Below are 19,774 nucleotides of genomic sequence, written 5' to 3'. Positions count from 1 at the left end.
CTGACTCAAGCGTGCTTGGGTCGGCATTACTAAGTTGGATATATATGGCCCTTTTGCAGATAGCTGAGCCCGGACAAAGTGCCGCGCCGCACCAACATAGACTTGCCGTTGGCATTGACTTAGGTACCACTAATTCTTTAGTGGCAGCGGTTCGAAGTGGTGAGACGGCAACTCTGCCGGACGAATTTGGACAGCATTCATTACCTTCTATAGTGCGCTATACCCAAGATACAGTTGAAGTTGGCGCCCTCGCAGCTCTGAGCTCGGCGCAAGACCCACAAAATACGATTGTCTCGGTGAAGCGTTTTATGGGTCGTAGCCTTGCGGATATTCAAGCAGGCGAACAATCATTCCCCTATGAGTTCGCAGCTAGCGAAAATGGCTTACCTTTATTTGTTACCCCTCAAGGCCAAGTGAATCCGGTGCAAGTTTCTGCGGAAATTTTGCGTCCGCTTATCGCCCGCGCTGAAAAGACCTTAGGTGGCGAGCTGCAAGGCGTGGTGATCACTGTGCCGGCTTATTTTGATGATGCCCAGCGCCAAGGCACTAAAGATGCTGCAGCTTTACTGGGTGTTAAAGTGTTACGCCTATTAAATGAGCCAACAGCGGCTGCCATTGCCTACGGTTTAGACTCTAAGCAAGAGGGGGTGATTGCCATCTATGACTTGGGTGGCGGTACTTTTGATATTTCTATTTTACGTTTAAATCGTGGTGTATTTGAAGTGTTGGCCACTGGCGGCGATTCAGCCCTTGGCGGTGATGATTTTGACCATTTATTGCAAGCACATATGCAACAAGTTTGGCAGCTTAAAGACATAGATTCGCAATTAAGTCGTCAACTGTTAATTGAGTCGCGCCGTGTGAAAGAAGCCTTAACTGATGCGGTTCAAACTGAAGCGAGAGTGACGCTCGCCGACGGTACAGAGCTGACGCAAATTGTTACCAAAGCTGAGTTTGATGCTTTGATTGCAGCGTTAGTGAAAAAAACCATCGCCTGCTGTCGCCGTACGCTGCGTGATGCAGGCGTAAGCGCAGATGAAGTGCTCGAAACGGTCATGGTTGGCGGTTCAACGCGCGTGCCATTAGTGCGTGAACAAGTTGAAGCTTTCTTTGGTAAACCGCCGCTAACGTCTATCGATCCCGATCGTGTTGTGGCGATTGGTGCAGCAATTCAAGCTGATATTTTAGTCGGTAATAAACCTGAATCTGATTTGTTATTGCTCGATGTGATCCCACTGTCGTTAGGCATTGAGACTATGGGCGGTTTAGTGGAAAAAGTGGTGTCGCGTAATACCACTATTCCGGTTGCACGCGCGCAGGAGTTTACCACCTTTAAAGATGGTCAAACTGCGATGGCATTCCATGTCGTGCAGGGTGAACGTGAACTCGTTGCCGATTGCCGCTCGCTAGCGCGTTTTACGCTCAAAGGTATTCCGCCATTAGCTGCAGGTGCTGCGCATATTCGTGTCACTTTTCAAGTGGATGCCGATGGTTTACTGAGCGTGACTGCGATGGAAAAATCTACAGGCGTGCAATCTAGTATCCAAGTTAAGCCGTCTTTTGGCTTATCCGATACTGAAATAGCCACTATGCTGAAAGATTCGATGAAGTATGCCAAGGATGATATTGGCCGTCGTATGCTTGCGGAGCAGCAGGTTGAAGCTGCCAGAGTGCTCGAGTCTTTACATGCTGCATTAGCCAAAGATGGTGATTTACTGAATGCCGATGAGCGTGAGCTGATTGATGCTACCATGACTCATGTAGCACAAGTGGCCACGGGTGATGATGCCGATGCGATTAAACACGCAATTGAAACACTGGATGAGCAAACCCAAGACTTTGCTGCCAGACGTATGGACAATTCTATTCGAGTGGCATTTAAAGGCCAATCGATCGACAATATATAGGTGATACGATGCCCCAGTTAGTCTTTCTTCCCCATGCTGAATTGTGCCCAGATGGCGCAGTACTTGAGGCCAATGTTGGTGAGACCATTCTCGATGTAGCGCTGCGTAACGGCATTAATATCGAACATGCGTGTGAAAAGTCCTGTGCTTGCACTACATGTCACTGTATCGTCCGTGAAGGTTTTAACGATCTTGAGCCAAGTGATGAACTTGAAGATGATATGCTTGATAAAGCATGGGGGTTAGAGCCCGAAAGCCGTCTATCTTGCCAGGCTAAAGTAGTTGATAGTGATATGGTGATTGAAATTCCTAAATACACAGTTAATATGGTCAGCGAAGGCAATTAATTGTGTTGTAGTATGATGAAAACCAGTCCAAGCGACTGGTTTTTTACTTTTGGCGTTGAGCATTTGTGCAACTAACCTTGTCTATGGGTATAGATGTTTGATTTATCCCAGCGCAGGCGTATTATGCGCTCAAAATTAATGGTTGCCGGAGACCTGAATGAAAATAGCGATCTTATCGCAAGGGCCTGAGTTATATTCAACAAAGCGACTCGTTGAAGCAGCTCAATTACGTGGTCATGAAGTACATGTAATTAATCCCTTAGAATGTTATATGAATATCAACATGCGGCAATCGAGTATCCATATTGGTGGGCGCGAGCTACCTGCATTTGATGCGGTTATTCCTCGTATTGGCGCATCAATTACCTTTTATGGCTCAGCAGTATTGCGCCAGTTTGAGATGATGGGTGTGTATGCCCTAAATGATTCAGTTGGGATCTCGCGCTCACGTGACAAATTGCGCTCTATGCAGCTGATGTCACGTCGCGGTATTGGTTTACCCATCACAGGTTTTGCGAATAAGCCGAGTGATATCCCAGACTTAATTGATATGGTGGGTGGGGCGCCGTTAGTCATCAAGCTACTCGAAGGCACCCAAGGAATTGGTGTGGTATTAGCCGAGACGCGTAAAGCGGCAGAGAGTGTGATTGAAGCCTTTATGGGCCTTAAAGCCAACATCATGGTGCAGGAATATATCAAAGAAGCCAATGGTGCCGATATTCGTTGTTTTGTGCTTGGTGATAAAGTCATTGCCGCCATGAAACGCCAAGCGATGCCCGGTGAGTTTCGCTCTAATTTGCATCGTGGCGGCACGGCAAGTTTAGTTAAATTAACGCCAGAAGAACGGTCAGTCGCTATCCGCGCGGCTAAGACCATGGGATTAAATGTGGCTGGTGTTGATTTACTGCGCTCAAACCACGGACCTGTGATCATGGAAGTTAACTCATCTCCAGGGCTTGAGGGCATAGAAGGCGCCACCACGAAAGATGTGGCGGGTGCTATCATTGATTTTGTGGAAAAAAATGCAATTAAAGTGAAAAAAGTGACTCAAGCGCAGGGTTAATATTTTGTCCTTGAGTGTGTCATATCAACACTGATGTATTTCCTGATGGGTCACTTAATTGCTCAATAGGTTACCTCTATAGGATTAAAGTAACATTCATGACTAGGCATATTTGAATGTGAGCCAAAGTGTCTTTTAAATGATTATTTGAAGTGACACATGTCACGATTTTGCGGAGCCGTAAGCGATATTTAGTAAGAATTTGATCACTGTCAAGTTCACCGTAAATGAATCTTGTACCTTGTTATAACTAGGTTAAGTATTTTAGATTATTTACGTTGTTATCGCAGCTGCAAGCGCAAGGATGTCCACATGAAAATTTTACTTATATTGTTATGCGCATTTGTTCCCTCCATGGTTTGGGCTCACCCCGGCCATGGCGGTGTTGGTTTATTCCATCACTTGCTAGATCTTGCTCCCGCAGTCATCTTAGTGGCTTTGATTGTGTGGGCGGGTATGTGGGCCAAGAATAGAAAATAAGCATATTTTTAATGAGTTTGCATTCCTCGCTAAGATTTTTTAATCCTAGTGAGGGTCTTGTGTATGCGTAAACTGATTATCAATAAAGCAAATGAACATAAAATCTCAGACTAATTGGCTATAAAGATAGGATTTAGCGTTTAAATTTCGTATAATCCGCGCGAATTTTTTAACTTGCTCACTAAAGGAAGCTCTTCATGGCGATCGAACGCACATTTTCTATAATTAAGCCAGATGCTGTTGCAAAAAACCACATTGGTGCTATCTACAATCGTTTTGAAACTGCAGGTCTACAGATCGTTGCAGCAAAAATGCTTCACCTAACAAAAGAACAAGCTGAAGGTTTCTATGCTGAGCATAGCGAGCGCGGTTTCTTTGGTGATCTTGTTGCATTCATGACTTCTGGTCCAATCATGGTCCAAGTGTTAGAAGGCGAAAATGCTGTTTTAGCTCACCGTGAAATTTTAGGTGCAACTAACCCAGCTCAAGCAGCACCTGGTACTATCCGTGCTGATTTTGCTGAAAGCATTGACGAAAACGCTGCTCACGGTTCTGATGCGGTTGAATCTGCAGCACGCGAAATTGCTTACTTCTTTAGTGCTGAAGAACTGTGCCTACGCACACGTTAATTTAACACTAAGATTAAAAAAGGAGCCTTTAGGCTCCTTTTTTATTGAAAATTTTTTAATTTTATAGCTTGAAATGTGGTTTCCCGTCCCTATATCTATTGCAGGATCGCTCTATGAGGATCTTAGTATCAAGTCTGTGCCGCAAGGACAGACTCTTTAACTCGGCGAGACCTAATATGTTTTCATTGTGAAAACTGTCCGCCAAACTTCCATATTGCTTAAGACAAGGATATGAACATGCGTAATTATGATTTAACTCCACTTTACCGTAGTGCCATTGGTTTCGATCGTTTAGCACAATTAGCAGAGCATGCTGCCGCTAATAATGGCAACACAGGTTATCCACCATATAATATTGAATTATTAGGCGAAAATCGTTATCGCATTACGATGGCCGTCGCTGGATTCTCTATGGATGAACTTGAGATTAGTAGTGAAGGGGAGAAATTATTAGTCAAAGGTAATAAAGCTGAAATCCAATCTGAGCGTAAATACCTGTACCAAGGTATTGCAGAGCGCGGTTTTGAGCGTACCTTCCAACTTGCTGATTATGTTACCGTATTGGGTGCAAGTTTAGAAAATGGCTTATTGAATATCGATCTGGTACGTGAGATCCCTGAAGCGTTAAAACCACGCAAGATTGAGATCAGCTCATCGCGCTTACTCGATAATCAATCATAACTGACTTAGCGGTAACCGATTGAATAGAAAGGGGAGCATAATGCATAATGCCGATCAGTTAAGACAGATCGCTTGACGATCTCGCTGAAAAGATCAAAATCCGATGACCTCTTGTCATCGGATTTTTTTATGCAACTTTCAGAAGCTCTCGCTCGCACTCATATTACCCGCCTAACCGAATTCACCTGCTTAGCTGATGTGTTAGAACCTGAGTTAATTCAATCCTGTTTGGACTCTCAGGGCGTTACCACACTCAGACGGCGTAAATTGCCGATGGATTTGATGATTTGGGCGGTTATCGAATTGGCCTTGTTCCGAGGAGAGTCTGTTTGGTCACTCATCAACAAACTCGACATTGTCTTGCCACAATATATTGATTATGTTGCACGCAGCTCCCAGATACCCTTGAAGGGCGTTTACTCACTAAGACAGTGAAAGGTAAGTTAGTCGCCATTTTGACCTCGTTGACTGACCCGATGCGTTACCCCGGCGAAGACATTGTCGACTTATATGCCCATCGATGGGAAATCGAACTGGGCTACAGAGAGATGAAACAACACCTGTTGGAGAGTCGCTTTACACTGCGCAGTCAACTGTCGGAGCTGGTGACTCAAGAGCTGTGGGGCGTGTTGCTGGCCTACAATCTCATTAGATACAATATGTTACTGATGGCCAAAAGCTTGCCATCGGTCCATCACAAACGCCGGGGAATGTCGCGAGAGATGTATTGGATATAGAACGTAATGCACGGCAATTTAAGTTGGATGGTAAACGGGAAAGAGCTTATCCAAGAGTGCTTAAAATGAGCAAAAAACAAGTATCCAATTAGACCAAATAAAAATGCCGTTCACTCTTAAGTGAACGGTATTAGCCTAGCTCGCTTTGTATTATTCTATTGTCACTCAAACCTGTTTCTCTAGCGTTTATACAAGCTGCTATTGGCCAAGATGAGCAGTAACAAGGTAACTAAATCAGCCGCAAAGCGGACAATATAAAGATGCCTAAAGTGCAAGTGACCAGCGAGCAGACTGTGGTTAGGGCTATAATATTGGCGGCAAGGGGCGCATTGCCTCCCATGGCGCGGGCCATCACATAGCTTGCGGCTGCGGTGGGTGCTGAACTCATTAGAAAAACCAGTGCTAACTCAATCCCTCGATAGCCCAACAGCAAGGCTCCAATCGTGATAAAAAGTGGGGCAAAGATCAGTTTCAATGAGGTTGAGAACCAAGTCGAATGCTTTTCATGTTTGAGTGAACCAATATCGAGCGAACCGCCAGTGCACAGTAGTGCTAAGGGCAGGGTCATATTGGCAAAGTATTGTCCCGCATCGAGTACCATTTTCGGTACTGGAATAGCAAGCAAATAGAACAACATGCCGACCATAATGGCAATGATCAGTGGGTTTTTGGTGATGGTCTTGATGATCACGCCAAATGCACGTTGGCTGGATTCTTCGCCTTTAGGGCTTAGGCAAATAACCGCTTGAATGTTATACAGCAGCGTCATCGAGGCGACATAGACCGCGGCTAAGGCAACGCCAGAACTCCCATAGGCGTTGGAAACATAAGCTAAGCCGATAATGGCAGTATTGGCCCTAAATCCCCCTTGAATGATCACTCCTTGGTCTTTGTGCTTGGGAAATAGCCGCCTAGTTGCATAAGTGGAGAGTATAAAAAACAGTAGATTGGCTGCTAAACCATAGACAATCAAGGGGGCGCTGGAGGCAAGATCGTGATTGGAGCTGATGATACTGAGAAACAGCAACGCAGGCAGTGTTACGTTAAAGACTAATTTTGATGCAACATCAATAAAGTTTTCATTGATGATTTGGGTGCGTTTTAGGAGCACGCCGAGTGCTAACATTAAACAAATAGGACCCGTTATTGATGCAGAAAACAGTAACTGCTCAATGATCATTTCCATAGTTATTCCTTGAATTATTCACTTAAAATCCTGTCGATTTTAGACTTGTCACAGATATGAATACCACACTGCAGCAAATGTTGTGGTGATAGAGATGTGCGCATCAACTTAATCCCTTAAACTATGTTTTGTAAACTTGGTCTCTTAAACTTAATATTTACATTCAACAGCTTAAAAAATAAGAGATACTCAGTGTCCACGAACGATACCAACAAATAAGGCCACATAAAATGCGGCCTTATTGATTTTTGAGTATGGTCTAATGCGGATTACTTAACGCGCATGCCAGGCTGCGCGCCTTCATGGGGTTCTAAAATCCACAGGTCGCTGCCACCAGGGCCAGCAGCTAACACCATACCTTCTGACATGCCAAAACGCATTTTACGTGGCGCTAAGTTTGCCACCATCACCGTCAGTTTGCCTTCGAGATCTTCTGGCGAATAGGCTGATTTAATGCCTGCAAACACTTGGCGCGTTTCGCCACCGATATCGAGTTGTAACTTCAGCAGTTTATCGGCATCAGCAACATGTTCGGCTTTAACGATGCGAGCGATACGCAGGTCGATTTTAGCAAAATCATCAAAGTTGATGGTTTCACTGATTGGATCGTCAACCAGCGGCTCACTGCTGACAACTGAAGCCTCAGCCGTCTTTTCAGCTACTGCTGTCTTTGGCACATCGGCCGTGACTTGCAAGTTATCCTTAGAATCAGCGACCATAGCATTAACTTTATCTAACTCAACACGCTGCATCATGGCTTTGAATGGCGCGATTTCATGGCCCGCTAAATCTTGGCTCAATGCATCCCAAGTCAGTGGCAATTGGAAGAAGGCTTCCACATCTTGCGCTAAACGTGGCAATACAGGTTTTAGATAAGTCACCAAAATACGGAACAGATTCAAGGCGTTTGAACACACTTGATGGGCGGCTTCCTGTTGGTCATCGTGTTTTACCATTTGCCAAGGCGCGGCATCAGCCACAAAACCGTTAGCAATATCTGCCAGTGCCATGATTTCGCGCACGGCTTTGCCATATTCGCGAGTCTCGTAAAACTCGGCAATCACGTCTTGTTTGGCTAAAAACACTTCAGTTAAGCTGGTATCGCTAATTTTTGCGAGCTTGCCATCAAAACGCTTAGTGATAAAGCCGGCGGTGCGTGAGGCTAAATTCACTAATTTACCGACTAGATCTGAGTTAACTCGCTGGGCGAAATCTTCTAGATTTAAGTCTAAGTCGTCGATACGACTGCTGAGTTTTGCGGCGTAGTAATAACGTAAATATTCAGGATCTAAATGATCTAGATACGTGCGCGCTTTAATAAAAGTGCCTTTGGATTTTGACATTTTCGCGCCATTAACTGTCACGTAGCCGTGGGCATAGACGCTATTTGGCTGGCGATAGCCTGAGCCGTGCAGCATGGCGGGCCAGAACAAGCTGTGGAAGTAAACAATATCTTTACCAATGAAGTGATAAACCTCGGCTGTAGAATCTTTACCCCAAAACTCATCGAAGCTCAGCTCAGGGCGTTTGTCACATAGATTTTTAAATGAACCCATGTAACCAATTGGCGCATCTAGCCAAACGTAGAAATATTTGCCCGGCGCATCGGGGATTTCGAAACCAAAATACGGTGCATCACGGGTAATATCCCACTGCTTTAAACCTTGCTCAAACCATTCGTCGAGTTTGTTAGCCATTTCGACTTGCAGAGCGCCCGAGCGGGTCCACTCTTTTAGCATGCCTTCGAAGGCGGGTAGATCAAAGAAAAAGTGCTCAGAATCTTTCATTACTGGCGTTGCACCCGATACCGCTGATTTAGGATTTATCAGTTCGGTTGGGCTATAAGTTGCGCCGCAGGCATCGCAGTTATCGCCGTATTGGTCAGGCGACTTACACTTAGGGCATGTCCCTTTAACAAAACGGTCGGGCAGGAACATGGATTTTTCAGGATCGAACAACTGAGAAATGCTCTTGCTCTTGATGTAACCATTGGCACGTAGTTTGAGATAAATATCGTTCGCCAATACGCGGTTTTCTTCACTGTGGGTGCTGTGATAGTTATCGAAAGCAATATTGAAATCAGCAAAATCCTGCTGATGTTCAGTGTTCACTTGGGCAATCATATCTTCAGGCGCGATGCCTAATTGCTGTGCTTTGAGCATAATTGGCGTGCCATGGGCATCATCGGCACAAATATAGTGGCACTCATGTCCACGAAGTTTTTGATAACGCGACCAGATATCAGTCTGGATGTATTCCAACATGTGACCTAAGTGGATCGGTCCGTTTGCATAGGGAAGTGCGCTGGTCACGAGAATTTTACGTTGTGAAGTTGCCATCTGTTCTCAAATATCGTGGTGGGCCAAAAATATTGGTAGAGATACTAACTGATTACAGGATGATTTTCATCAAAACCTGAGTCGATTGAGCTAAAACTGCGCTAATGTTTTCTGCATTATCTGGTACACTTGCACAAATTTATCAGTGGGGGTAATTCTTTTGTCTTCAATACAAACCGATTATCGTTTAAATGACGATCTTCTCGAGCCTGTTCTGGCTATTCTCGATTCATTTGTTGACCCGTATTTATCAAAGGGGTTAGTGAGCGCAGGATGCGTAAACAAACTTGCGTTGGAAGGTAAGCGTTTGTTGCTTGGCTTAGTTTATCCGTACCCTTGCATGACACAGTATCGCGATACTGTGATGGCGTTAACCAACAAGCTCGCTGTCCTTGATGCTATTGATGAGGTTGAATGCGAAATTGATTTTCAACCTAAAGTCTATTCAGCTTTATCTGCTATTGCGCCTATTGCTAATGTAAAACAAGTGATTGCAGTTGCATCAGGTAAAGGTGGTGTGGGTAAATCAACTACTGCGGTTAACCTCGCTTTAGCGTTAGCGGCAGAAGGCGCACAAGTCGGCATCCTCGATGCGGATATTTACGGTCCGTCAGTGCCGATGATGTTAGGTATTCCTAATTTCAGACCGCTTTCTCCCGATGGTAAACATATGACCGCTGCCAGTGCCCATGGTATTGCGGCGCAATCGATTGGTTTTATGCTCAGTGGTGATGAGGCGGCCGTATGGCGTGGTCCTATGGCCGCTGGCGCGCTGGCACAGCTACTGAACGAAACCCAGTGGCCTGAGCTGGATTATTTAGTGATTGATATGCCGCCAGGTACAGGGGATATTCAATTAACGTTGTCGCAAAAAGTGCCTGTAAGTGGCGCAGTTATTGTTACAACGCCACAAGATATCGCGCTGGCTGACGCCCAAAAAGGCATCAACATGTTCCAAAAAGTGAACATTCCAGTGCTGGGTATTGTCGAAAATATGAGTTTTCATTTATGTCCTGAATGTGGCCATAAAGAACACCCATTTGGTACGCACGGTGGCAGTAAAATGGCCGAGCGTTATAACGTGCCATTGTTAGGGGCTTTGCCGCTACATATTAATATTCGTGAAGCAATGGATATCGGTTCTCCTACAGTGGTCGCGGATCCTGACAGCGAAGTAGCCGCACTTTATCGGGAAATTGCCCGTAAAGTAGGCGCCGAATTGGCTCTCAAACAGAGCCAAAAAGCAGTTTCTATCAGCATGTCAGACGACGAGTAAGGTTTAAGGGTATGAATTCTCAGCAGTGTGTCGTTATCGCAATTGCAGGCGCGTCAGCATCGGGCAAAAGTTTAATTGCCAAAACGATTTTTGACGAATTGCGCCGTGATTTAGGCACAGATCAAATAGGGGTAATTAATGAAGATGCGTATTATCGCGATCAGAGTCATTTATCCATGGATGAACGAATATTAACCAATTACGATCATCCAAAAGCGTTAGACCACCAACTGCTGTGCACCCATTTACAGTTGCTTAAATCTGGCGAAGCTGTTGATATCCCTTGTTATAGCTATACAGAACACACCCGCACCGCAGAAACCGTTACAATGACGCCTAAAAAGGTAATCATTTTAGAAGGTATTTTGTTGCTGACCGATCCTAAGTTACGTGCACTGATGGATGCGAGTGTGTTTATGGATACACCACTAGACATTTGTTTCTTACGTCGTTTAACCCGTGATGTGGCAGAGCGCGGCCGTACTATGGAATCGGTGATTTCTCAATACAAAAAAACCGTGCGCCCAATGTTCTTACAGTTTATTGATCCATCAAAACAATACGCCGACATTATCGTGCCCCGTGGCGGTAAAAATCGTATAGCGACCGATATTTTAAAAACGCGTATTCAACATTTACTGGCAAAATAACGAAATAGCAACTCAAGGAGTAATAGGCAAGATGCGCTTAACTGATATCGAAATTGAACAAGCCCTTGATAACGGCACTATTGTAATAGAACCTCGCCCCGGCATTGAGGCTATTTCAGGCGTTAGTGTTGACGTGCGCTTAGGTGGACAGTTTCGTGTATTTAAAGATCATACCGCGCCTTTTATCGACTTGAGTGGCCCAAGTGCTGAAATGCAGACGGCGCTTGATCGGGTGATGAGTGAGATTATCGAAATCCCCGATGGAGAAGCCTTTTTCTTGCACCCAGGCCAATTGGCATTGGCTGTCACCTATGAGAGCGTGACTCTGCCCGCCGATATCGTCGGTTGGCTTGATGGTCGTTCATCACTGGCACGTTTAGGCTTAATGGTACACGTGACGGCGCACCGAATCGATCCGGGTTGGCAGGGGAAAATTGTGCTCGAGTTTTTTAACAGTGGCAAGTTACCTTTAGCCCTACGCCCACGTATGACCATAGGCGCGCTTAATTTTGAACGCCTAAATCATGCGGTCGCCCGTCCTTATAACACTCGCAAGAATGCTAAATATAAAGATCAACAAGAAGCGGTGGCTAGCCGTATCAGTCAGGACTAGTTCTGGTGATTTGGGTTAATGGCGTACCACAGGCGAATGTCGATCCTACCGATCGAGGTATTGCTTACGGGGATGGCCTGTTTGCGACTATGCGAACCGGCGCTGAGGGGATTTTATTTTTTGAAACCCATCAAGCTCGTTTAACCGCAGGCGCTGCAAGACTTAGATTTCAATGGCAAATGAATGAAGCATTGCAACAACAGCTTCAGGCTTTAGCCATTGAGTATCCACAGCATTGTATTAAGCTAATAGTTTCTCGTGGTGTGGGTGGCCGAGGCTATGCGCCGCCAGAACCCGAAATAGTTAAGCCTACCGAAATTGTTTCAGTTCATACTATTCCGAGCCATTATGCCCAGTGGCAACAACGGGGTATTTGCCTTAAAACCTCGTCGATACGCTTAGGTTTGCAGCCTTTATTGGCTGGAATAAAACACTTAAATCGACTCGAGCAAGTGTTGATTAAATCTTATCCGCTACCGCAGGGCTTTGATGACTGGCTAGTGGCTGATATTGAAGATAATATAATCGAATCTTCAATGGCGAATATATTTTTTATCAAAGGCAATCAGGTACTAACCCCTTCATTAGCCCAGTGCGGCGTGGCGGGAGTGATGCGTGAGCACGTGATGCTGGCTTTGCTTGAACAGCATCTAAATATCGAATGTTTGCCCGTTGGCGCTGAGCGTTTAATCGAATTTGACTCAGCGTTTATCACTAACAGCATTTTAGGCATTGTGGATGTGCTGGCGATTGATTCGCTTACATTCACCCGCACTCCTATTACTGCGCAACTTAGACAGACACTTTCACTTACTCTATGAAAAAAATCATTATTATTGCCAGTTCAACCCTGTTGACCTTGCTGACGTTAGCCTGTGTGGGCGCCTTTTGGGGCTATCAAACGGTGATTGAATACAGCCAAACACCGTTAAACCTAGACGAGCCAAGAGAACTCACTGTTGAACGCGGAACCAGTGTGAATCAACTGGCACAACAACTCACAGACGACGGCGTGATCCAAGATACTTGGAAACTCAAATGGTTACTCAAGTTTCGCCCTGAACTAGCTAATATTCGCACAGGTCTTTACGAAATGTCGCCATCACAAACCGTTACTGATTTGCTTAATGATCTGATAGCCGGAAAAGTTAAAACCTTCAGTTTGACGTTAGTTGAGGGGAAAACTATTGCAGAGTGGGAACAACAATTAGCCAGTGCACCGCATTTAAAGCTGTCACCAGAGATTTTTGTGGCGGTATTGATGGAGCAGGGCGATGATTCAGCGTTACCCGAAGGTAAATTTTTTCCTGATACTTACCATTATACCGCTGAGGCTAATGCAAAAGTCTTGCTGACTCAAAGTTATAAAATGATGGAGCAGGAGCTTGCTAAAGCGTGGGCTGAACGTGCGCCCAATCTACCGTTAAAATCACCCTATGAAATGCTGATTTTGGCATCGATAGTTGAAAAAGAAACTGGCCAAGCCCATGAGCGTGAACAAATAGCGGGAGTATTTGTCAATCGTCTAAATCAAGGTATGCGGCTGCAAACCGATCCTACCGTTATTTACGGTATGGGCGAGCGTTATAAAGGTAATATCACCCGTAAAGATTTAGTTGAAGAAACACCGTTTAATACTTACCGTATTTTTGGTTTACCCCCCACGCCCATTGCGGCGCCAAGTAAAGCGTCACTTGCGGCCGTGTCTAAGCCTGCCAGCGTGAGTTATCTTTATTTTGTATCGCGTAATGACGGTACCCATGTGTTTTCAACTACGCTTGAAGAACACAACCGCGCCGTTGATATATATCAGCGTAAGAAAAAACCGGCGACGCCAGAAAAGTCACCCGAGTAAAAAACGCAGAGTAATCCCATGTCAGTTTATGCAAAATTTATTGTTATTGAGGGTTTAGAAGGCGCTGGTAAGTCGAGTGCTATTGCCCTGATTCGTGATTTTATTGAAAAACACACTGGACAAGCGCCTGTTTGTACCCGTGAGCCCGGTGGTACGCCGCTTGCTGAACGTATCCGCGATTTAGTCAAAATAGCCGATGCAAGCGATCCTCTGTGTGATGAAGCCGAGTGTTTACTTATCTATGCCGCTAGAGCTCAGTTGATTGCTAATGTGATTAAACCCGCGCTTGCAAAGGGTCAATGGGTATTGGGCGATCGGCATAATCTATCGTCGCTGGCCTATCAGGGCGGTGGTCGTGGCTTAATGCCATTAGTGGAGGCGGTGAGTCATGCCACGCTAAAAGGATTCAAACCTGATTTGACCTTGTACCTCGATTTAGATCCTAAGCTTGGACTCACACGCGCAGCTAAGCGCGGTGAACTGGATAGAATTGAGCAGCAAGCGATTGACTTTTTTGAGCGGGCTCGCGCTACGTACCTTAAACTTGCCTGCGAAGATGATAGTATTATTGTTATTGATGCTAGTCAAACCATGGCCGAAGTCCATAAGGATATCTTAGCTGTGCTACAGGCGATGGCATGGTAGCTGAGTTAGCATATACGGCTGAGCAATTGCCTTGGCTCGAAGCACCAAGACAAGCATTTTTAGCGCAATTAACTGGGCAAAAAATCCCCCATGCTCAGCTCGTCGGTATTGATTCTGCCTATGGCGGCGAGTTACTGGCTGTTTTTATGGCGCGTGCGGCCATGTGTTTGCAACCTACGCGAGTGGGAGCCTGCGGTTTTTGTAAGTCTTGTCAGCTCTTTGATGCGGGTAATCATCCTGATTTTTACCATATTGCCGCCGACGGTAATCAAATTAAGGTCGATCAAATTCGTGAACTGTGCACTCGCCTAACCGCCACTGCACAGCAAAATGGCCGACGTGTTGCGGTTATTCATCATAGTGAGCGGCTCAACTCCGCCGCTGCCAATGCGCTACTTAAAACCCTTGAAGAACCCGGTAAAGACACTTTACTCATATTGCAATCAGATACGCCTGCACGTTTGATGGCGACGGTCAGTAGCCGCTGTCAGCGGATTCCTTTTGTGGTACCGAACAGAGAAATGATTAAAAATTGGTTAGCGCAACAGTGCGCCATCCAAGAAGATGTGACTTGGTGCCTTAGTGTTGTAGGCGGGCCATTAAAGTTGGCAGAGAGTTTGCTATCTGACGACGTGCAACAAAGCCGTTATCAATCCTTGCTACAGTTTCGCAAAGATTGGGCTCAAAGTTTGTCGTCGGGTCATCTGTGTGCTAGTTTGTTAATGATAAGTGAACAACAAATAATTGATGTTCTTAAGGTTCTATACCTACTTATGCGACAGGTTTTATTGAAAAACAGCCATCAAGATGCGTTTATTCAAGCGCAGATCGGGAACTTGGCGGCGAAGATCATGGGAATGTGTCATAGTTTGAGTACAATGCCGAGCGTCAATTATCTGGCCTTGTGTCAAAGTTATGTCTTAGAATATAGAGAGATAATAAAATAAGAAATATACCATGGTAGATCTCGTCGTTAACTTTGATACCTTACATCAGCTATACCGCGCCTATATGCCGTTTATTAAGCCGGCAGGATTATTCATTGCAACCAGCGAAAGCCATTATCTTGGTCAACCCCTGACGATTTCGTATCGTTTACCGGGTGCAACACTCATGAATGAATTTCGCGGTATAGTGGTCTGGATAAACCCTTTAGGTGCTTCGGGTGGGCGTCCTGTGGGCATTGGCATTAAAATTGTGTCTGAGCCTGATAGTCATAAGCATCATATCGAAAAGTTACTGTCCCGCGAACTCGCCTCTGGGGATTTAACCTGTACTATGTAGGTATATCCCACTGCATTATTGCCGTATTTTTAATGTTTACTCGCTGTCCAAACCTATTATTCAGTGTTGTCGAATTTGACCTCGATCCCTTGGCTGGGTATCCTTGTCGTCCTTTTGTTACTCTGCTTGGAAATCTCTGTGCTTATTGATTCACACTGTCATCTTGATCGCCTCAAAGCGGCGCCTGATCAACAAACTCTTGAAAATATTCTTGCTAGTGCTAAAGCTCGTGGCGTCGATTATATGTTGTGCGTCAATGTGCGCCAACAAGGGTTTGAGTCGATGCGAGATAAGGTGGCAGCCTTTGAGCAGATATTTTTATCATCGGGCGTGCATCCTTTAGATGTGAAAGAAGGACTCGATGTTGAGCAAATTCGTCGCTTCGCTACTGATCCTAAAGTGGTTGCGATTGGTGAAACTGGCTTAGATTATTTTTATGCTGATGATACAAAATTACTGCAACAACAATGTTTCGAACAACAAATAGCCCTTGCAGTAGAAGTAAATAAACCTTTGATTGTGCATACCCGTGATGCACGTGAAGACACCATCAATATGTTAAAGCAGGGCAACGCAGATAAAGTAGGCGGTGTGTTGCATTGCTTTACTGAAAACTGGGAAATGGCGAAAGCGGCGATTGATTTGGGCTTTTATATTTCAGTGTCAGGCATAGTCACCTTTAAAAATGCTGGTGACCTGCGTACCGTGATTCGTAAAGTGCCTCAGGATCGCCTGCTAGTTGAAACTGATTCCCCCTATTTGGCACCTATTCCGCATCGTGGACAAGAGAACCAGCCTGCCTATGTGCGTGATGTCGCGGAGTTCGTAGCCGAGCTTAGAGGTGAGCGTTACGAAGAGCTAGCAGAGTACACTAGCAATAACTTCTTTAATTTATTCAAAGATGCGGCGCGTTTGGTTGGCCGATAACAGTGTGCTCTACCCAAGGCGATATGTTGGCGTGATTGCCTATACAGACATAAAAAAAGGCCCAAAACGATTAAAGCTGTTTGGGCCTAGGGGAATGGCTCATTGAAGAGCCGTGCGCTACAGATGAAAGCGCCATGCAGCACGCTTTACAATAGATTCAGTGTAGCTGAGTTTTTATCCTCGAGTTTTTTATCCTTCCCCTTTTTTAGGTTATTTATCGCTAAAAAACAGCGATACTATAACGATTTTATCTGTTCTGGCAGCAGTAACACTTTATCTTTTACTAAGTCTCTGGGCAGGTTGTTTTTTAATTTATTGCCTAAGTGTTTCGCCATGCCTAATGGAGCGCCGCCATAACAAACAATCACTTCACCTTGGGCTTTTACTGCTGTATTTAAAGGAATATCTCGTCCCATTAAATACTCTTTGGCTTCAACATCACTTACATCGACCGTTTTTGACGCTGGGCTAAGCTGCTTTCCCGCTAATGCAATAATTGCTTCATGGCGCACTTTAAAGCCGTGCTTACTGTTATCGGCGAGTTTAATACCAATACGCTGAAATCGCATACGACCGATAAAGTTGTTGAACACGTGCGGAAATAACCAAAATTCATCATCGCGAACCATAATGAGTTCGTCCGGCAAGTTTATGCCTAAATCTTGCTGAAAATACTCTTTAATCTCTTGAGCTTGTTTTGCTGAAGCGGGCGTAAAAGGAAAGTTTTTTTGCCGTTTAGGCTCGGGCAGTAAACGCGGCACTGAGGCGGTTTTGGTTAATTTTGCGACGAAAAAACCTTCACTGTCGTAAATCTGTGGCCAGACATGTAAGAAACCTTCGGCAGTTGTGGCCTTTTCTGCACCATCAAATAAATCATGTAAGGATTCAAATTGCACGGCATCGCCGTAGGCTTGTTTTAAATACTCACATACGCCTTGGTTTTCGAGGCGATTTAAGGTGCAGGTCGAGTAAACTAAACTGCCGCCGGGTTTCAGGGCGAGAAAAGCGGATTCAATTAAGGCTTTTTGAGTTTCGCTAATCGCCACCACATCGTCTAGGCTCCAATGCTTTAGCGCATCGACGTCTTTACGCACCGTGCCTTCGCCGCCACATGGCGCATCGATGAGCACAGCATCAAAACTTTCATACAAGTATTCACCAAACACACGGCCATCAAAATGGGTCAGTGCGCAGTGGCTTGCGCCCATACGCAGTACGTTGGCGTGTAAGACTTTCACGCGGCTTGCCGAATACTCATTGGCCACCAATAAACCTTGGTTTTGCATTAACGCGGCCATTTGAGTGGTTTTTGAACCTGGTGCGGAGGCAAGATCGAGTACGCATTGCCAATTTGCATAGTGTGTAAAAAGTGCTGTTGGCGGCAACATAGAGCTGGCTTCTTGAATGTAGAATAAGCCCTGAATATGCTCTAAAGCATTGCCGAGTTGTTCTTCCTCATCGTAGCTTATCCAAAAACCATCAGCGCACCAAGGAATCGACTCGAACGTCCAACCCTTAGGTTGCATCAGTGTTTTAAAATCATCACTGCTGATTTTTAAGGTATTGACCCGAATGGAGCGTCTAAGCGGCCTGTCACAGGCGGTAATAAACTCGTCCATGGATAAATGGGCGGGGAGTTCTTGGGTGATTGTGTTGATAAAATTTTGATTTAATTGAACCATTGACGTTATTGGACCATTGATTTCATTGCACGAGAGGGAAATAGACTGTGTTTCAACGGGCGCAAGTATATCATAATCCCTTATTAGGGCTGAGATTTTCTCCTTTGATACTCTGTGGATGTGGCCACTTAACGCGATAGGCACTGACAATAGTACAGATATTGAATTGAACCGCCAAAGTTAACGCACTGCAGCGTTAAGTTAAATAGAATAAAAATAAGTAAAATAAAGGGGATAGGTGTGCTAAATCGTGTGTGGTTAGCTTTTTTTATCACGGCACTGCTCGCAATTGCGGTGCAGTTGTTCAATGGTCACTTTGACGTTTTATCGGTTTCGGTAGCGGCATTATTTGCTAGCGCTAAGCTTGCCGCTGAAATATCCCTTGGGCTGATTGGCGTGCTCTCTCTGTGGATGGGATTGATGCAGGTCGGTGAAAAGGCCGGTGTGGTTGGTGCTATCGCCTTTGTGTTTGAGCCATTACTGCGCCGTTTGATGCCAGAAGTCCCTAAGGGGCATCCTGCTTTTGGCAGCATTACCATGAATTTAACCGCGAATATTTTTGGCTTGGATAATGCTGCCACGCCGCTTGGTTTAAGGGCTATGCATGATTTGCAGAGTTTAAATCCATTAAAAACCGTGGCGACTAATGCGCAAATTTTATTCTTAGTACTCAATACTTCCTCTGTCACTTTAGTGCCAGTAACGGTATTTCTTTACCGCGCTCAGCAAGGCGCGGCAGCGCCTGCGGATATTTTCCTACCGATTTTACTGGCAACCTCAGCATCAACACTGGCGGGCTTACTAGTTGTAGCATTAGTGCAACGGATTTCATTATTGAACTCGGTGGTGCTCGGTTACGGCGCCTTGATGCTCTCTGGCTTAGTGGCGAGTGGATTTTATTTAATGACTTTAAGTGCACAGGCGATAGGCACAGTATCGACGGTAATGGGGAATGGTATCTTACTGTTACTGGTGTTTACCTTTGTTATTGTTGCTGGTATTCGCAAGGTGGCGGTTTATGATGAATTTATTGACGGGGCAAAAGCCGGTTTTGCTCAATCAATTCAGCTTATTCCTTATCTGCTCGCTATGTTATTGGCCATTGGTTTGCTACGCGCATCTGGCGCTCTGGATTATTTGTTGCAACTGATTGCCACTGGCGTACGTTTATTAGGTTTCGATACTCGTTTTGTCGATGCGATGCCAACTGCACTGATGAAACCTTTTAGTGGCTCAGGCGCCAGAGCTATGATGTTAGAAACCATGGATCACTATGGCGTCGATTCTTTTGCAGGGCGATTAGCCGCGATTTTTCAGGGCAGTACTGAAACTACTTTTTATGTTTTAGCGGTGTATTTTGGATCAGTGGGTATTCGTCACGGCCGTCACGCCTTAGCCTGTGGATTAACCGCCGATTTTGCGGGTATAAGTGCTGCTATCGCTGTCTGCTATTGGTTTTACGGTTAGAAAAAC

Annotated in this window: 19 protein-coding genes and 1 pseudogene; 17 read left to right on the top strand and 3 right to left on the bottom strand. The window is 45.2% G+C overall.

What is annotated here, in order from left to right; translation table 11 throughout:
- The first annotated feature begins 44 nt into the window (after nt 1-44).
- From hscA to L2717_RS07295, 7 genes and pseudogenes are all read left to right on the top strand, one after another.
- Nucleotides 45-1,907: a Fe-S protein assembly chaperone HscA gene (gene hscA / locus L2717_RS07325; protein ID WP_220773517.1), complete on the top strand. Its 1,863-nt coding sequence runs from the start codon at nt 45-47 to the stop codon at nt 1,905-1,907.
- 8 nt (nt 1,908-1,915) lie between these two features.
- A complete protein-coding gene (gene fdx, locus L2717_RS07320; RefSeq protein WP_076500317.1) occupies nt 1,916-2,254 on the top strand; it encodes an ISC system 2Fe-2S type ferredoxin in 339 nt (112 codons plus the stop codon).
- 157 nt (nt 2,255-2,411) lie between these two features.
- Entirely contained in the window at nt 2,412-3,317 is a 906-nt protein-coding gene (gene rimK, locus L2717_RS07315) for a 30S ribosomal protein S6--L-glutamate ligase (protein ID WP_220773516.1), read from the top strand.
- A 312-nt stretch (nt 3,318-3,629) separates the two neighbouring features.
- Nucleotides 3,630-3,797 carry a hypothetical protein gene (locus L2717_RS07310; RefSeq protein ID WP_220773515.1) on the top strand — a complete coding sequence of 56 codons (168 nt, stop codon included), beginning with the start codon at nt 3,630-3,632 and terminating at the stop codon, nt 3,795-3,797.
- A gap of 197 nt (nt 3,798-3,994) precedes the next feature.
- Nucleotides 3,995-4,426, top strand: a complete 432-nt coding sequence (gene ndk / locus L2717_RS07305; RefSeq protein WP_220773514.1) for a nucleoside-diphosphate kinase — start codon at nt 3,995-3,997, stop codon at nt 4,424-4,426.
- A gap of 237 nt (nt 4,427-4,663) precedes the next feature.
- A complete protein-coding gene (locus tag L2717_RS07300) occupies nt 4,664-5,107 on the top strand; it encodes an Hsp20 family protein (RefSeq protein ID WP_220773513.1) in 444 nt (147 codons plus the stop codon).
- A 129-nt stretch (nt 5,108-5,236) separates the two neighbouring features.
- Nucleotides 5,237-5,964 (top strand): annotated as a pseudogene (locus tag L2717_RS07295) (transposase domain-containing protein).
- Nucleotides 5,965-6,073: 109 nt separating this feature from the next.
- Here the strand turns inward: L2717_RS07295 and L2717_RS07290 are convergent.
- Complete coding sequence (locus L2717_RS07290) at nt 6,074-7,030, bottom strand: AEC family transporter (RefSeq protein ID WP_220773512.1); 957 nt, start codon at nt 7,028-7,030, stop codon at nt 6,074-6,076.
- Between the two features lie 269 nt (nt 7,031-7,299).
- Complete coding sequence (gene metG / locus L2717_RS07285) at nt 7,300-9,369, bottom strand: methionine--tRNA ligase (RefSeq protein ID WP_248938016.1); 2,070 nt, start codon at nt 9,367-9,369, stop codon at nt 7,300-7,302.
- Nucleotides 9,370-9,529: 160 nt separating this feature from the next.
- On the opposite strand from metG, the gene apbC reads away from it, so the two are divergent.
- The 9 genes from apbC (at nt 9,530) to L2717_RS07240 (ending at nt 16,619) form a co-directional block, all read left to right on the top strand.
- Nucleotides 9,530-10,645, top strand: a complete 1,116-nt coding sequence (gene apbC / locus L2717_RS07280) for an iron-sulfur cluster carrier protein ApbC (protein WP_220774450.1) — start codon at nt 9,530-9,532, stop codon at nt 10,643-10,645.
- Nucleotides 10,646-10,656: 11 nt separating this feature from the next.
- Entirely contained in the window at nt 10,657-11,295 is a 639-nt protein-coding gene (gene udk / locus L2717_RS07275) for a uridine kinase (RefSeq protein WP_220774449.1), read from the top strand.
- A 31-nt stretch (nt 11,296-11,326) separates the two neighbouring features.
- Nucleotides 11,327-11,908 (top strand): dCTP deaminase, encoded by a 582-nt coding sequence (gene dcd / locus L2717_RS07270; protein WP_220774448.1) that lies wholly within the window; start codon nt 11,327-11,329, stop codon nt 11,906-11,908.
- Nucleotides 11,909-11,913: 5 nt separating this feature from the next.
- Nucleotides 11,914-12,729 (top strand): aminodeoxychorismate lyase, encoded by an 816-nt coding sequence (gene pabC / locus L2717_RS07265; RefSeq protein WP_220774447.1) that lies wholly within the window; start codon nt 11,914-11,916, stop codon nt 12,727-12,729.
- Nucleotides 12,726-13,763 (top strand): endolytic transglycosylase MltG, encoded by a 1,038-nt coding sequence (gene mltG / locus L2717_RS07260; protein ID WP_220774446.1) that lies wholly within the window; start codon nt 12,726-12,728, stop codon nt 13,761-13,763. The genes pabC and mltG overlap by 4 nt, the downstream gene beginning before the upstream one ends.
- Before the next feature lie 18 nt (nt 13,764-13,781).
- Nucleotides 13,782-14,408, top strand: a complete 627-nt coding sequence (tmk, locus tag L2717_RS07255; protein ID WP_220774445.1) for a dTMP kinase — start codon at nt 13,782-13,784, stop codon at nt 14,406-14,408.
- A complete protein-coding gene (holB, locus tag L2717_RS07250) occupies nt 14,402-15,355 on the top strand; it encodes a DNA polymerase III subunit delta' (protein WP_220774444.1) in 954 nt (317 codons plus the stop codon). Before tmk ends, holB begins: the two co-directional genes overlap by 7 nt.
- Nucleotides 15,356-15,365: 10 nt before the next feature.
- A complete protein-coding gene (locus tag L2717_RS07245; RefSeq protein WP_076499726.1) occupies nt 15,366-15,692 on the top strand; it encodes a PilZ domain-containing protein in 327 nt (108 codons plus the stop codon).
- Nucleotides 15,693-15,830: 138 nt separating this feature from the next.
- Complete coding sequence (locus tag L2717_RS07240; RefSeq protein WP_220774443.1) at nt 15,831-16,619, top strand: TatD family hydrolase; 789 nt, start codon at nt 15,831-15,833, stop codon at nt 16,617-16,619.
- 236 nt (nt 16,620-16,855) lie between these two features.
- Here L2717_RS07240 and rsmF read toward each other — a convergent pair whose 3' ends face one another.
- On the bottom strand, nt 16,856-18,301 hold the full coding sequence (rsmF, locus tag L2717_RS07235) for a 16S rRNA (cytosine(1407)-C(5))-methyltransferase RsmF (RefSeq protein ID WP_220774442.1): 1,446 nt from the start codon (nt 18,299-18,301) through the stop codon (nt 16,856-16,858).
- Nucleotides 18,302-18,541: 240 nt separating this feature from the next.
- Here rsmF and L2717_RS07230 point away from each other — a divergent pair, with 240 nt between their 5' ends.
- Nucleotides 18,542-19,768 carry a nucleoside recognition domain-containing protein gene (locus L2717_RS07230; RefSeq protein ID WP_220774441.1) on the top strand — a complete coding sequence of 409 codons (1,227 nt, stop codon included), beginning with the start codon at nt 18,542-18,544 and terminating at the stop codon, nt 19,766-19,768.
- Nucleotides 19,769-19,774: the final 6 nt, after the last annotated feature.

Origin of the sequence: Shewanella glacialipiscicola (assembly GCF_023283485.1) — a bacterium.
Classification (GTDB): domain Bacteria; phylum Pseudomonadota; class Gammaproteobacteria; order Enterobacterales; family Shewanellaceae; genus Shewanella; species Shewanella glacialipiscicola.
The sequence above is the reverse complement of the archived record's forward strand: the minus strand, read 5'-3'. Positions and strand labels throughout refer to the sequence as shown.